The organism is Microbacterium awajiense (genome assembly GCF_039536545.1).
GTDB lineage: Bacteria > Actinomycetota > Actinomycetes > Actinomycetales > Microbacteriaceae > Microbacterium > Microbacterium awajiense.
Map to the genome: position 1 here is coordinate 1,856,207 of NZ_BAAAYU010000005.1, position 13,098 is coordinate 1,869,304.

14 protein-coding genes and 1 tRNA gene are annotated in these 13,098 nt (G+C 71.3%); 10 read left to right on the plus strand and 5 right to left on the minus strand.

What is annotated here, in order from left to right; translation table 11 throughout:
• Positions 1-28 precede the first annotated feature (28 nt).
• Complete coding sequence (gene ispD, locus ABD663_RS15350) at positions 29-1,231, plus strand: 2-C-methyl-D-erythritol 4-phosphate cytidylyltransferase (RefSeq protein ID WP_344740075.1); 1,203 nt, start codon at positions 29-31, stop codon at positions 1,229-1,231.
• Between the two features lie 48 nt (positions 1,232-1,279).
• Here ispD and ABD663_RS15355 read toward each other — a convergent pair whose 3' ends face one another.
• Positions 1,280-2,194 (minus strand): DMT family transporter, encoded by a 915-nt coding sequence (locus ABD663_RS15355; protein WP_344740077.1) that lies wholly within the window; start codon positions 2,192-2,194, stop codon positions 1,280-1,282.
• A gap of 34 nt (positions 2,195-2,228) precedes the next feature.
• Here ABD663_RS15355 and cysS point away from each other — a divergent pair, with 34 nt between their 5' ends.
• The 3 genes from cysS to ABD663_RS15370 are packed head-to-tail and all read left to right on the plus strand — an operon-like array spanning position 2,229 to position 5,296.
• On the plus strand, positions 2,229-3,650 hold the full coding sequence (gene cysS / locus ABD663_RS15360; protein WP_344740079.1) for a cysteine--tRNA ligase: 1,422 nt from the start codon (positions 2,229-2,231) through the stop codon (positions 3,648-3,650).
• The gene (gene rlmB / locus ABD663_RS15365; RefSeq protein ID WP_344740081.1) at positions 3,647-4,648 is read left to right on the plus strand and encodes a 23S rRNA (guanosine(2251)-2'-O)-methyltransferase RlmB; all 1,002 of its coding nucleotides are present in this window, start codon (positions 3,647-3,649) and stop codon (positions 4,646-4,648) included. The genes cysS and rlmB overlap by 4 nt, the downstream gene beginning before the upstream one ends.
• A 6-nt stretch (positions 4,649-4,654) precedes the next feature.
• On the plus strand, positions 4,655-5,296 hold the full coding sequence (locus ABD663_RS15370; RefSeq protein WP_344740083.1) for an NAD(P)-dependent oxidoreductase: 642 nt from the start codon (positions 4,655-4,657) through the stop codon (positions 5,294-5,296).
• A gap of 32 nt (positions 5,297-5,328) precedes the next feature.
• On the opposite strand, the gene ABD663_RS15375 is transcribed toward ABD663_RS15370, so the two are convergent.
• Complete coding sequence (locus tag ABD663_RS15375) at positions 5,329-6,648, minus strand: DUF4032 domain-containing protein (RefSeq protein WP_344740085.1); 1,320 nt, start codon at positions 6,646-6,648, stop codon at positions 5,329-5,331.
• 92 nt (positions 6,649-6,740) lie between these two features.
• The gene (locus tag ABD663_RS15380; RefSeq protein ID WP_344740087.1) at positions 6,741-7,841 is read right to left on the minus strand and encodes an ABC transporter ATP-binding protein; all 1,101 of its coding nucleotides are present in this window, start codon (positions 7,839-7,841) and stop codon (positions 6,741-6,743) included.
• 237 nt (positions 7,842-8,078) lie between these two features.
• Here ABD663_RS15380 and ABD663_RS15385 point away from each other — a divergent pair, with 237 nt between their 5' ends.
• The 3 genes from ABD663_RS15385 (at position 8,079) to ABD663_RS15395 (ending at position 10,115) form a co-directional block, all read left to right on the plus strand.
• Positions 8,079-9,044 carry a DsbA family protein gene (locus ABD663_RS15385; RefSeq protein ID WP_344740089.1) on the plus strand — a complete coding sequence of 322 codons (966 nt, stop codon included), beginning with the start codon at positions 8,079-8,081 and terminating at the stop codon, positions 9,042-9,044.
• 32 nt (positions 9,045-9,076) lie between these two features.
• Positions 9,077-9,149: transfer RNA gene (locus ABD663_RS15390), tRNA-Thr, on the plus strand.
• A 33-nt stretch (positions 9,150-9,182) separates the two neighbouring features.
• Positions 9,183-10,115, plus strand: a complete 933-nt coding sequence (locus ABD663_RS15395) for a DMT family transporter (protein WP_344740091.1) — start codon at positions 9,183-9,185, stop codon at positions 10,113-10,115.
• A gap of 6 nt (positions 10,116-10,121) precedes the next feature.
• Here the strand turns inward: ABD663_RS15395 and ABD663_RS15400 are convergent, their stop codons facing one another.
• Together ABD663_RS15400 and msrB are read right to left on the minus strand one after the other, a co-directional pair.
• Positions 10,122-10,667 (minus strand): nitroreductase family protein, encoded by a 546-nt coding sequence (locus ABD663_RS15400; protein WP_344740093.1) that lies wholly within the window; start codon positions 10,665-10,667, stop codon positions 10,122-10,124.
• Positions 10,664-11,071, minus strand: a complete 408-nt coding sequence (gene msrB / locus ABD663_RS15405; RefSeq protein ID WP_344740095.1) for a peptide-methionine (R)-S-oxide reductase MsrB — start codon at positions 11,069-11,071, stop codon at positions 10,664-10,666. Before msrB ends, ABD663_RS15400 begins: the two co-directional genes overlap by 4 nt.
• An 85-nt stretch (positions 11,072-11,156) precedes the next feature.
• Between msrB and ABD663_RS15410 the strand changes: the two genes are divergently transcribed.
• The 3 genes from ABD663_RS15410 (at position 11,157) to ABD663_RS15420 (ending at position 13,042) form a co-directional block, all read left to right on the plus strand.
• Entirely contained in the window at positions 11,157-12,149 is a 993-nt protein-coding gene (locus ABD663_RS15410; RefSeq protein ID WP_344740097.1) for a DUF2332 family protein, read from the plus strand.
• 9 nt (positions 12,150-12,158) lie between these two features.
• Positions 12,159-12,410, plus strand: a complete 252-nt coding sequence (locus ABD663_RS15415; protein ID WP_344740099.1) for a DUF3263 domain-containing protein — start codon at positions 12,159-12,161, stop codon at positions 12,408-12,410.
• Between the two features lie 146 nt (positions 12,411-12,556).
• Positions 12,557-13,042, plus strand: coding sequence for a LytR C-terminal domain-containing protein (locus ABD663_RS15420; RefSeq protein ID WP_344740101.1), 486 nt, complete (start codon positions 12,557-12,559; stop codon positions 13,040-13,042).
• The last annotated feature ends 56 nt before the right edge of the window (positions 13,043-13,098 follow it).

Below are 13,098 nucleotides of genomic sequence, written 5' to 3' on the forward strand. Positions count from 1 at the left end.
GAAACCTCGCAACCGATAGCGTGGACGGGTGAGCATCGCACCCGTTCCCGACGTCGCGATCATCGTGGTCGCCGCGGGTGGTGGTACACGCCTGGGCGCCGGAACGCCCAAGGCGTTCGTCGGGCTCGACGAGCACACCATCCTGCGTCACGCTCTGGCGCGCGTCTTCGAGGCGCCTGTGGCTCAGGTGATCGTGGTCGCGCCGGCGGGGCGCGAGGGCGATGCCCTGACCGACGCCCTCGAAGCAGCCGACGACCGCCGTGATCTGGTGACGGTCGTCGCGGGCGGGGACACGCGTCAGCAGTCAGTGGCTGCCGGCATCCGGGCTCTATGGGGCGATGTCGAGGTGGTCCTGGTCCACGACGCGGCGCGCGCCCTGACCCCCTCCGAGGTGTTCTCGCGGGTCATCGAGTCCGCGCGCAGCGCGGGTGCGGCGCTTCCCGTCGTTCCTGTGATCGACACGATCAAGCGCGTCGAGCAGGGCGAGGTGGTCGCGGCGCTCGACCGCAGCCGGCTGTCGGCCGCGCAGACTCCGCAGGGATTCCTGCGCGACATCCTCGAGCCGGCGTACGCGCAGGCCCGGGAGGACTTCACCGACGACGCGGCACTCGTCGGCGCCGCCGGCCATACCGTCGCCGTCGTCGCCGGCGACCCGCTCTCTTTCAAGATCACCACGCCCGCCGATCTCGACCGTGCGCGACGCATCGTGGCGGGGCATCCGCTTCCCGCCGTGGACGTGGGACTCGACCGTGCGCCGGCCGTGCCGCGGGTGGGTGTCGGCACGGACGTGCATGCGTTCGGCGGCGACGGCGCGCTGTGGCTGGCCGGCCTCGAATGGCCGGGCGAGCCGGCGCTGTCGGGCCACTCCGACGGAGACGCCGTCGCACATGCGATCGTCGACGCCCTGCTGTCGGCGGCGGGTCTGGGCGACATCGGAACCCACTTCGGCACCGACCATCCGGAGTACGCCGGTGCGCACGCCGATGTCTTCCTCGCGCGCACGCATGCGCTCCTCGGCGAGGCCGGGTGGCGCATCGGGAACGTCTCGGTCCAGTTCCAGGCCAACCGGCCCCGCTTCGCAGCCCGGCGCGCCGAGGCCGAGGCGGTGCTGTCGACCGCTCTCGGCGGAGCATCCGTCTCGCTCGCGGCGACGACCACCGATGGGCTGGGCTTCACCGGCGCGGGCGAGGGCGTTGCGGCGTTCGCGGTCGCGCTCGTTCTGCCCGCCTAGCATCGCCGCAGCGCGGGAGATCGCCACGACGCCGGATGGCTCGGACCGTCAGCCCTCGAGCGGCACCGGGTCGGGGTTGCGGGGTGCCCGCGCGGTCCACGCGAGCAGGACGAGACCGGCCGCGAGCACCGCGAGACCCGCCGTCGCGGAGGCGCTGAGCTGTTCGCCCAGGACGAAGATGCCCAGGATGCTCGCTGTCAGGGGTTCGGCCAGCGTCAGCGTCGCCGCCGTGGCGGCGGTGAGCCGCTCGAGACCCCAGGTGAACAGCGTGTAGGCCAGGGCGATGGTCGCCAGGCCCAGCCAGAGCGCCATCGCGAGTCCGCGCGGCTCGGCCATCCAGGCGAGGTCGACGAACGGCAGGGCGATGAGCCCGATCGCACCCGAGCCGGCACCCATCGCCCCGGCCACGGTGAACGGGTCCCACCCGGCATCCATCAGTCGACGTTGTGCGTTGGCGAACACCGCGAACGATGCGCCTGCGCCGATCGAACCGACCAGACCCAGCGGGTCGGCCCCTCCGTCGAGACCGCCGCCGGCGCTCAGCAGCACGACGCCGGCGGTCGCGAGGACGGTGGCCGCGATCCACCCCGCTGTCGGCAGACGTCGCGTGAGCGCCCACTCGAGCAGACCGGCGAGCACCGGGGCCGAGCCGAGGGCGATCACGGTGCCGACGGCGACGCCGTTGCGCTCGGTGCCGAGGAAGAACAGAGGCTGGTACGCGGCCAGGCAGATGCCCGTGAGCGCCATCAGTCCGACCGCGCGGCCGGTGAGCTTCGGATTGGGCGTGTGCGCAGTGCGGCGCCGAGCGAGGGCGAAGCCGATCGCGGCCAGTGCGGTGCCGCCGATGACCAAGCGCGCGACACCGACCGACAGCGGCGTGGTGCCGTCGGGGCCGAGGGCCTGGGCGGTGCCGGTGGTGCCGAACAGCACCGCCGCGGCGACGACGGCGAACACGGACAGCACGTCACGAGCCTAGGGCCGCCGGTAGGCTGGTGCGGTGACGGTGAGCATCTACGACACGCGCGAGCAGGCGCTGCGACCGTTCATCCCCGCGGATCCGTCCCACGTCACGATCTACGTCTGCGGGCCGACGGTGCAGTCGGGCCCCCACATCGGCCACCTGCGTGGAGCGCTGAGCTTCGACATCCTGCGCCGCTGGCTCGCCCACAGGTTCGGCCGGGTCACGTTCGTGCGCAACGTCACCGACATCGACGACAAGGTGCTCGCCAACGCCACCGACCACGAGCCGTGGTGGGCGCTCGCCTATCGGATGGAGCTCGCATTCACCCGGGCGTACAGTGCGATCGGCATCCTCCCGCCCACCTACGAGCCGCGGGCGACGGCGTCGATACCGCAGATGGTCCAGCTCATCGAGCGCCTCGTCGCCGCCGGGCACGCCTATGCGGCGGACGCCGGTTCGGATGCCGCGGGCGACGTGTACTTCGACGTGCGGTCATGGCCGGCCTACGGCGAACTGACACGTCAGTCCCTCGATGCCATGGAGCCTGCCGCCGACGCCGATCCGCGGGGCAAGCGTGATCCGCGGGACTTCGCGTTGTGGAAGGGCTCCAAGCCGGACGAGCCCGAGTCTGCCCGGTGGGACTCGCCGTGGGGACCCGGTCGGCCCGGGTGGCACATCGAGTGCTCGGCGATGTCGCGCCGCTACCTGGGCGCGCAGTTCGACATCCACGGTGGCGGGCTGGACCTGCGCTTCCCCCACCACGAGAACGAGCTCGCCCAGTCGACCGCGGCAGGCGACGGCTTCGCCCGGTATTGGGTCCACAACGGACTGGTCACCGTCGGCGACCAGAAGATGTCCAAGTCTCTGGACAACTTCGTGCTCGCCGACGATCTGCTGCGCGAGCGCGACCCGCTGGTCGTCCGCTACGCGCTCGCAGCAGCCCACTACCGCTCGAGCCTCGACATCACCGCGTCGAGCTTCGACGAGGCCGAGGCGGCGCTCGACCGCATCCGCTCCTTCCAGGAGCGGGCGCTGCGGATGCTGCGCGATGTCAGTGACGACCTGCGGGTCGACCGCGGTGTGCCCGAACGCTTCGCTGCGGCGCTCGACGACGACCTCGGCGTGCCTCAGGCCCTCGCCGTGCTGCACGAGACCGTGCGCGAGGGCAACACGGCACTGGATGCCGGCGATCGCGAGCGGGCGCTCGCGGCCTTCGCCGACGTCGCCGTGATGTCCGGAATACTGGGCATCGACCCGCTCGACCCCGCCTGGCGGGGCGGCGGGTCGGGTGCCGACGCCGTCGCGCTCGACGCGCTGGTGTCGGTCATGATCGACCAGCGCGCAGCCGCCCGCGCCGCGAAGGACTGGGCTGCCGCCGACCGGATCCGCGACGCGATCGCCGCGGCGGGCATCACGCTCGAGGACGGCGCCGACGGAACGCATTGGAGCATCGAATGAGCAAGCCAGGGCGCCCGGGCGCGAGCCGGGGCAAGAAGAAGGGCCCCACCAAGGGCAGCGGCGGACAGGGCCGCAAGTCGCTCGAGGGCAAGGGGCCGACGCCCAAGGCCGAGGATCGCGCCTGGCACGTCGCCGGCAAGCGCAAGGCCGCGCAGGAGCGCTACGCGGCCGCGGGCGGCAAGGGCCGCCCGGGTGGCCGCCCGTCGGGGTCGAACTCCGGCCGTTCGGGCAAAGGCAAGGCCTCCGACGACACCGAGACGGTGACGGGGCGCAACAGCGTGCTCGAGGCGCTGCGTGCGCGGATCCCGGCCGTCGCGCTCTACGTCGCGCAGCGCGTCGAGATGGATGACCGCGTCAAGGAGATGCTGTCGATCGCGACCCATCGTGAGATCCCCGTGCTGGAGGTCACCCGCCCGGAGCTCGACCGCATGGCCGGCTTCGACGGAGTGCACCAGGGCGTCGCGCTCAAGGTCCCGCCGTACGAGTACGCGCACCCGCAGGATCTGCTCGAGGACATCATCGAGACGGGGGAGACGCCGCTGCTGGTCGCGCTCGACGGCGTCACCGACCCGCGCAACCTCGGCGCGATCATCCGCTCGACGGCCGCGTTCGGCGGTCAGGGCGTCATCGTGCCGCAGCGCCGATCGGCGGGAGTCACCTCGGCGGCGTGGAAGACGAGTGCCGGCGCAGCCGCCCGCGTGCCGGTCGCCCTTGCGCCCAACCTCACCACGACACTGAAGGAATTCAAGAAGCAGGGTCTGTTCGTGCTCGGCCTGGACGGCGATGGCGACGTGTCGCTGCCGGCGCTGGAGCTCGCCGATCGTCCCGTCGTGGTCGTCGTCGGATCCGAGGGCAAGGGGCTGTCGCGCCTGGTGACCGAGACGTGCGACCAGGTCGTGTCGATCCCGATCTCTGCCTCGACCGAGTCGCTCAACGCCGGCATCGCCGCATCGGTCGCCCTGTATCAGATCGCCGCACTCCGGGCCGAAAGGAACTGACACCACATGGCACGCATCGCCGTCATCGGAGGGTCGGGCTATGCCGGCCGCCACATCGTCGCCGAGGCCACTGCGCGGGGGCACACCGTGCTCGCCGTGGCCCGCCGGATCCCGAGCGACCGTCACCAGGGCGCGTACTACGTCGAGGGGACGCTGCTGGACGTGCCCGATCTGGTGGCACAGCTCGTCGGCGTCGACGTCGTCGTCATCGCGGTTCCGGCGCGCGGCGAGATGGTCGGACTCGTGCGGCCGAACGTCGAAGCGCTCGTCGAGGAGCTTCCCGCCCAGGTTCGGATCGGCGTCGTCGGCGGTGTGGGAGGCAGCCTCGTCGCGCCCGGCGGCGCGCGCGTCGTCGACCAGTCGTCGTTCACCGAGGAGCACAAGCCCGAGGCGCTCGAAGCCATCGGCATCCTCGAGGACCTGCAGGCCCACGACTACGGGCACGACTGGTTCTACGTCCACCCCGCAGGCGGCTTCGGTTCGTTCAACCCGGGCGAGCGCACCGGACGCTATCGCGACGGCGGCGACGTGATCGTCGTCGACGACGAGGGGGAGTCCTACATCTCGGGCGACGACCTCGCCGTCGCGATCATCGACGAGATCGAACAGCCCAAGCACCATCGCGAGCGGTTCACCGTCGGGTACTGATCCGGCGAGGCAGGCCCGCCGGGCGGAGTCGGTCAGACGAGGTCGCGCCAGTCGATGCTGTCGTCGAGGTCGTCGGCCTGGTCTGCGTACGGGATGCTGCCGGTCGTGATCACCGGGAGCGACACCGTGTCGGTCGGCGGGCCCATGAGCGTCGCCTCGTCGCGGCGATGACGCAGCACGTCGTCGATGTATCCGGTCAGCGCCTCGGCGAGGGGAACGGACTTGCCGCACGCCTGCGACATGTACCACCGGTGTTCGAGCACCTGGTGGTACACCTCGGCCGGTTCGAGCTTGGCGCGCAGGTCCCACGGGATCGACTTGACGACCGGTTCGAAGACGCGCGTCAGCCATTCGTGGGCGATCATCTCTTCGTCGTCGCCCAGTCGTGACACGCGGGCGCGGAATTCATCGAGGTCGTTGAGCAGCCGCCTGGCCTGGTTCTCCTCGACGTCGAGACCGGTCAGTCGCAGCAGTCGGCGCTGGTGATGACCCGCGTCGACCACCTTCGGCTGGATGGACACGCGTGTGCCGTCGGCCGTCGTGTCGATCGACATCTCGTCGATGTCGAAGCCGAGCTCGTTGAGCCGCTGCACCCGCTCGGTGATGCGCCAGGTCTCGTCCACGCCGAAGCTCTCGCTCTCGGTGAGCGCAGCCCACAGCGACCGGTAGGAGCTCACGATGCCGTCGGCGATCGCGATGGCGTCCACACCGCCCTCGAGTCGCCCGCCGGCCTCCAGATCCATGATCTCGCCCGCGATGTTCGTGCGGGCCACCTCGAGGTCGTGCTCGCGTTGGCCCCGGCTGAGTCCACCTTCGTGCAGCTCGCCGGTCTCGGCGTCGACGAGGTAGGCGGCGAAGGCACCGGCATCCCGTCGGAACAGGGTGTTCGACAGCGACACGTCGCCCCAGAAGAACCCGACGTTGTGCAGGCGCACCAGCAGCGCAGCGAGGGCGTCGACCAGGCGCGTCGCGGTGTCGGGGCGGAGGATCTGCGTGAACAGCGCGCGATACGGGAGCGAGAACTTCAGGTGCGCGGTGACGAGGGCGGCGGGCAGCGGCCTGCCCGCGGCATCCGTGCGCCCGGCGATGACGGCGACGCGCTCGACGCACGGCACGTCGAGACGGTGCAGATTTCCGAGCATGTCGTACTCGCGCCGTGCCATCTCGGCGGTCGTCTCCTTGACGGCGATCACACGGCCGGACAGACTCGCGAAGCGCACCAGGTGGCGCGAGATGCCCTTGGGCAGGTAGACGATCGCGCTCGACGGCCACTCGGCGAGCGTCGTCGACCACGGCAGCGACAGCAGCTGCGGATCCACCGAACTGGCGGTGATGTTCAGGGCGTCGGGCACGCCGTCCCCCTTCCGACCGGGCGGGGCCGCGTCAATGGGAAACGACGCGGCGCGGGAAGATCCGAGACCTCCCCGCGCCGCGTCGGTGGATGCTACGCCGAGGCGATGGCGTGGTCGGTGAGACGCTCGCCGCTCTCGATGTCGAACACGTGCAGGTGGTGCGGCACCGGCGCGAGAACGACGGTCTCGCCGGCGTTCGGGTGGTTGCGGCCGTCGACGCGCGCGACGATGTCGGTGCGCTTGCCGTGGATGTCGGCGTGGCCGTACAGGTAGCCGTCGGCGCCGAGCTCCTCGACGAGATCGACGACCACCGGCAGGCCCTTGCCGTCCTCGGGGGCGACGATGATGTCCTCGGGGCGGACGCCGACCGTGACCTCGCTGCCGCGGGCACGCTCGCGCGCGTCGTCCAGGCTCACCACGGCGTTGCCGAACTGGGCGCCGCCCTCGGTGAGGGGCACGGGGAACAGGTTCATCGCGGGCGAGCCGATGAAGCCGGCGACGAACACGTTGTTCGGCTTCTCGTACAGGTCGCGGGGCGTGCCGACCTGCTGGAGCAGGCCGTCCTTGAGCACGGCGATCCGGTCGCCCATCGTGAGGGCCTCGGTCTGGTCGTGCGTCACGTAGACGGTGGTGACGCCCAGGCGGCGCTGCAGCGATGCGATCTGGGTGCGGGTCTGCACGCGCAGCTTGGCGTCGAGGTTCGACAGCGGCTCGTCCATGAGGAACACCTGAGGCTGACGCACGATCGCACGGCCCATGGCGACGCGCTGACGCTGACCACCCGAGAGGGCCTTCGGCTTGCGCGTCAGGTACTCCTCCAGGTCGAGCAGCTTGGCGGCCTCGAGCACGCGCGCGGCGCGCTCGTCCTTGCCGACACCGGCGATCTTCAGCGCGAAGCCCATGTTCTCGGCGACCGTCATGTGGGGGTACAGCGCGTAGTTCTGGAACACCATCGCGATGTCGCGATCCTTCGGCGGGACGTCGGTGACGTCGCGGTCGCCGATGAGGATGCGGCCCGAGTTGACCTCTTCGAGGCCTGCGAGCATGCGCAGCGAGGTGGACTTTCCGCAGCCGGAGGGGCCGACCAGCACGAGGAACTCGCCGTCGGCGACCTCGAGGTTGAGCTTGTCCACAGCCGGGCGGGTTCCCCCGGGGTACAAGCGGGTTGCGTTGTCGAATGTGACGGACGCCATGTCTTCTTCTCCTTCACCGGCAGGTACGTGCCGGACGATCCGTAGTGAGGATGAGCGGGTTCTTCCCGCACGCCCACCGTCGGGCGCTCCTCGATTATGGCACGTCCTGTATGGCACACCGGGTATGGGGTCTGCGTCTGGGCATTTCCCAGACAGCGTGGCTAGCATCGACGGGGCCGCCTTCCCGAGCGGCTCGCCGGATCCCCGGCCCCAGATATTCTTCCGCCGAGAGGTTCCATGTCGAGCGACGAGACACCGAGCGCGCAGCCCCCGCGCGAGCGGCGCGATGCCGTCCGCGAGAAGGCGCAGCAGGTGCGCGCCCAGCAGTCGCGGGCCCGCACCGTCCGTATCACCGCGATGGTCGTCGGCGCGGTCGCCGTCGTCGCGGTCGCAGCCGTCGCGATCACCTGGACGGTCGCCTCGACCGCCGCGAAGCCTCTTCTGAACCCGGTGAACGCGACCGGTGACGGCTTCGTCGTCACCGAGGTCAGCGGAGTGGGGCTCGTCGAGCCCGCCGGCAGCACCCCGGCCGGCGATGAGTCGCCGACGCCGACCCCGAGCACCTCGTCGACGTCGACCCCCGACGCGTCGCCGACGCCGAGCGCGACTCCCGGGTCGACCGTCGACATCCGCGTCTACGTCGACTACCTGTCGACCGGCTCGCGCGACTTCCAGCTCGCCAACGTGCAGCAGCTGTCCAAGTGGGTGCGCCAGGGCGCCGCAGAACTGACGTACTACCCGGTGTCGATGCTGACGGCGAAGTCCAACGGCACCAAGTACTCGCTGCGCGCCGCCGGGGCCGCCGCGTGCGTCGCCACGCACTCGCCCGACAGCTTCTTCTCGTTCAACCACGCGCTGCTGACCCAGCAGCCCGAGGTCGACTCCGACGGCTACTCCGACATCGAGCTCGCCGACCTGGCGATCGCCAGCGGTTCGGAGCGCCCCAAGTTCGTCCGCTCGTGCATCGAGGACCAGGCGTTCGTGGGCTGGGCTCGCAACGCCACCCAGCGGGCGCTGGACGAACTGCCCGACACCGACGACCTCGCGCTGACCGCCACCCCGACCGTGCTCGTCAACGGAACCCCGTACGTGGGCGCCCTCGACGACCCGAAGGAGTTCGCGCAGTTCGTTCTCACGGTGGCGAGCGACGCCTACTTCCAGGCCACGCCGACGCCGACCCCCACCCCGACCCCGACGCCGTGACCGGCGCGGGCCGCGGATAGACTGGGCCCTCTGCCGACTTGGCGCAATTGGTAGCGCACCGTACTTGTAATACGGGGGTTACGGGTTCGAGTCCCGTAGTCGGCTCGTGAAGCACGCCACCGGCCGAGCCGGCCGCTCGTGAGGTTCGGCTGGGCGCTCATCGGTGCCGTCGTGGTCGGGATCCTGACCGCGCTCCAGGCGCGCGTCAACGGACAACTCGGGCTGCGCCTCGACTCGGGTCTGGTGGCCGCCGTGATCTCTTTCGGCTCGGGGCTCGTGATCCTCATCGTGCTGTCGGCGGCGCTTCCGGCGGGGCGGCGCGGCTACGCGTCGCTCGTCACCGGGGTGCGGCGGCGCAGCATCCCGTGGTGGATGCTCGCGGGCGGGTTCGCCGGTGCGCTCACCGTCGCCACCCAGGGGCTGGCGGTCGGACTCATCGGCGTGTCGCTGTTCACCGTCGGCGTGGTCGCAGGGCAGACGGTGAACGGTCTCCTGCTCGATCGGGTCGGCTACGGGCCTGCGGGAGTGGTCGCGGTCACGGTGCCGAGGCTGATCGGCGGCGCTCTCGCGCTGGTGGCGGTGGCGCTCGCCCTCGTCGGCGACACCGTGCAGTCGGTGCCGCTGTGGATGCTCGTGCTGCCGTTCCTGGCCGGCGCCGGCATCGCGTGGCAGCAGGCGACGAACGGGCGGCTGCGCCAGCGGGTCGGCAGCCCCCTCACCGCGACGCTGGTGAACTTCATCGGCGGCACGGTCGTGCTGGGTGTCGCAGCGACGATCGCGGTCGCCGTCGCCGGGCCGCCGGCATCCTTCCCCACGGAGGCGTGGCTGTACAGCGGCGGCGCGATCGGCGTCGCGTACATCTTCCTGTCGGCCGCGCTCGTGCAGTACACGGGCGTGCTGCTGTTCGGTCTCGGGGCCGTGGTCGGGCAGCTGGGTGGTTCGGTCGCCCTCGATGCGCTGTGGCCCGCACCGGCGGGGCCGGGGCTCGCACAGGAGGCGGCGATGGTCGCCGTGGCTCTGCTGTCGGTCGTGGTCGCCGTCGCGCCGTGGCGCCGTCGTCCCCGCGCCTAGACGCACCTACCGCTTTGCGGCGGGCATGCCGGAGACGAACTCGGCCGCGTCGACGGTGCGCACGCGCTCGGGGCGTCCGCGCTCGGGCTTGCCGCCGACGTAGAGCCAGCCCATCAGCGACTCGTTCTTCTTCAGCCCGTGGGCCTTGGCGACGGCCTTCGCACGCGTGTAGTGCCCGGTGCGCCAGAACACGCCCCACCCGGCTTCGTCGAGCAGCAGGCTCAGCATGTGGGCGACGCCCGATGCGACAGCCTCCTGCTCCCAGGCGGGCACCTTCGAGCTCTTCCGGTGACTGACCACGACGGCGATCAGCAGCGGTGCGCGCAGCGGCTTCGTCGATGCGCCCTTGTGCCCCTCGGACTTGTTGATCGCCCGGCCGAGACGCTCGCGGTCGGCTCCGCGCAACTCGATCAGCCGCCAGGGCCGCAGCGACGAATGGTCTGCCACGCGTCCGGCCGCCGCGACGAACTGCAGCAGCTCGTCGTGGGTCGGCGCCTGGTCGGTCACCTTCGAGATCGATCGGCGCCGCCGCGCCGCGTCCAGCGCACTCACGCTGCGTCGTTCGGGGTGAACTCGAGCGAGATCGAGTTCATGCAGTAGCGATCGCCCGTCGGAGTGCCGAATCCGTCGGGGAACACATGCCCGAGGTGCGATCCGCACCCCGCGCAGCGCACCTCGGTGCGCAGCATCCCGTGGCTGCGGTCCTCGATCAGCTCGACCGCCTCGGGTCGGATCGACTCGTAGAAGCTGGGCCAGCCGCAGTGGGAATCGAACTTGGTGCCGCTCTGGAACAGCTCAGCACCGCAGGCCGCACACGTGTACAGCCCGGCGCGATCCTCGTCGAGCAGTTCGCCGGTCCACGGGCGCTCGGTGCCCGCCTCGCGCAGCACCGCGTACTGGGCGGCGCTCAGCTCGTCGCGCCACTGCTCATCGCTCTTGTCGACGGCGTAGGTCATGGGTCCTCCTCGGTCACTCCCATTCAACCGCAGGGGTGCGCGATGAGTTCCCGACCGCCTGGGCGTTCGCCGGGAGAATGGAGGCGTGAGCGCCGATGACGTGACCGACCGCTATGCGCGGTTCGCGCGCGACGAGGCCCCCGGACGGTCGGCGCTGTACGCGGACTGGGCCGCCGGCGTCGCCGCAGATCCGAGCCTCGCGGCGATCCTCGCGCGCCTCCCGCAGACCCGGCGCCAGCCGCCGCTCGTCTTCGCGGTGACGCGGATGCTCGGCGCACCCGAAGCCGACTACGACGTGTGGGCGCAGTGGGTGCGCGCCCACGCCGACGAGGTCGTCGCTGAGACATCGACGCGGATGCTGCAGACCAACGAGCCGCAGCGGTGCGCCGCGCTGCTTCCGGCCCTCGCGCGCCTCGACGGGCCGATCGCGCTGCTCGAGCTCGGTGCCGCGGCGGGGCTGTGTCTGCATCCGGATCGCTACTCCTATCGCTACGAGCGCGGTCGCGAGATCATCGCGGTGGATCCGTCCTCCGGGACGTCACCCGTCGTGCTGCGATGTCGACTGACGGGCGAGCCCGCACTGCGCCTGCCCGACATCGTGTGGCGGACGGGCATCGACCTTCACCCGCTGGATGCCCGAGACGTCGGCGACCGCGCGTTCCTCGAGGCGCTCGTCTGGCCCGGCGAGACCGGGCGCGTCGAGCGGATCCGTGCCGCGCTGGACATCGCGGCATCCCACTCGACGCCGCTCGTGCGTGGCGACGCGACCGACCCCGAGACGCTGCGGGCGGTCGCGGCGCTGGCGCCATCCGGCGTGCGCCTGGTGGTGACGACGCCGGGCATGCTGCCGCACGTGCCGCGTGCGGGTCGCGAGAGGCTGATCGCCACGCTCGACGACCTCGACGCCACGTGGGTGACGATCGATCCGCCGACGCTGTACGACGCGTGGGATCCGCCCGTCGTCGCCGCCGAATGGGGCGGCTTCGCGCTCGGGATCGACCGGATGCCGGTAGCCGCCGTCGACCCGCTCGGCGCATCCGTGGAGTGGCGCGCGGGCGATCCGCCCGGCCGGGACTAGCGTCGAAGCGTGCCCCTCAGCGATCGCGACCGCGCCCTCCTCGACTTCGAGGCGGAATGGCGACGCCACGCGGGTGCCAAAGAGGAGGCGATCCGGTCTGAGCTCGACCTCGCCCCCGCCCGCTACTACCAGCTGCTGGGGCGGCTCATCGACACCGCCGACGCCCAGGCCTACGACCCGATGCTGGTCAAGCGCCTGCGCCGCATGCGCGAAGCGCGGCGGCTGGCGCGCGCAGACCGCGCGGCCGGAGACGCCGGCTGAGTGCGACCGCGGACGCCGCGTCGTCGTCCGCGAAAACCGGCGGGTAACATCGGGGGGTGCCGAAATCGACCTTCCCCCGGGATCGCTTCGACGACCTCCCGGTGGATTCGGGCCGAGTCGGCGCACATCGCGCAGAGAACCCTCGCATGCACGGCTGGGTCGTGCTGCTGTGGGCCGCGCTGGCCACCGTCGTCCTCGTCGTCGTCGGCATCTTCGGCACACTGCTGGTCTCGGGACGGATCGAACTGTTTCCGCAGCCGGCGCCGACCGCGACGCCCGCTCCCGAGGTGACGCCGGTCGTCGACACCTCGTACGGGGTGCTCATCCTCAACGCCACCCCCGAGGTCGGGCTCGCGACACAGACCAAGGATGTCGTCGTCGCCGCGGGGTGGTCGGCGGATTCGGTGCTCGCCGGCGAGGCCGGATCGGACGACTTCCCGCAGACGACGGTCTATTACCTCGACCCCGCCGACGAGTCGGCCGCCGCGGGCCTGGCCGGGGTCATCGGGGGCGCACTCATCGAGCAGAGCGACGTCTACCAGCCCGCCGGAGACCCCGACGGCACGCAGTTGACGATCGTCATCGGCCTGGACCGCACCGAGGCGGGCGCGACGCCGAGCCCCACGGAGTGATCGCGGGGCGCTGTGTTTCGCGCCGGTAAAACTTTCGATGCGGCCGTGTCAACACT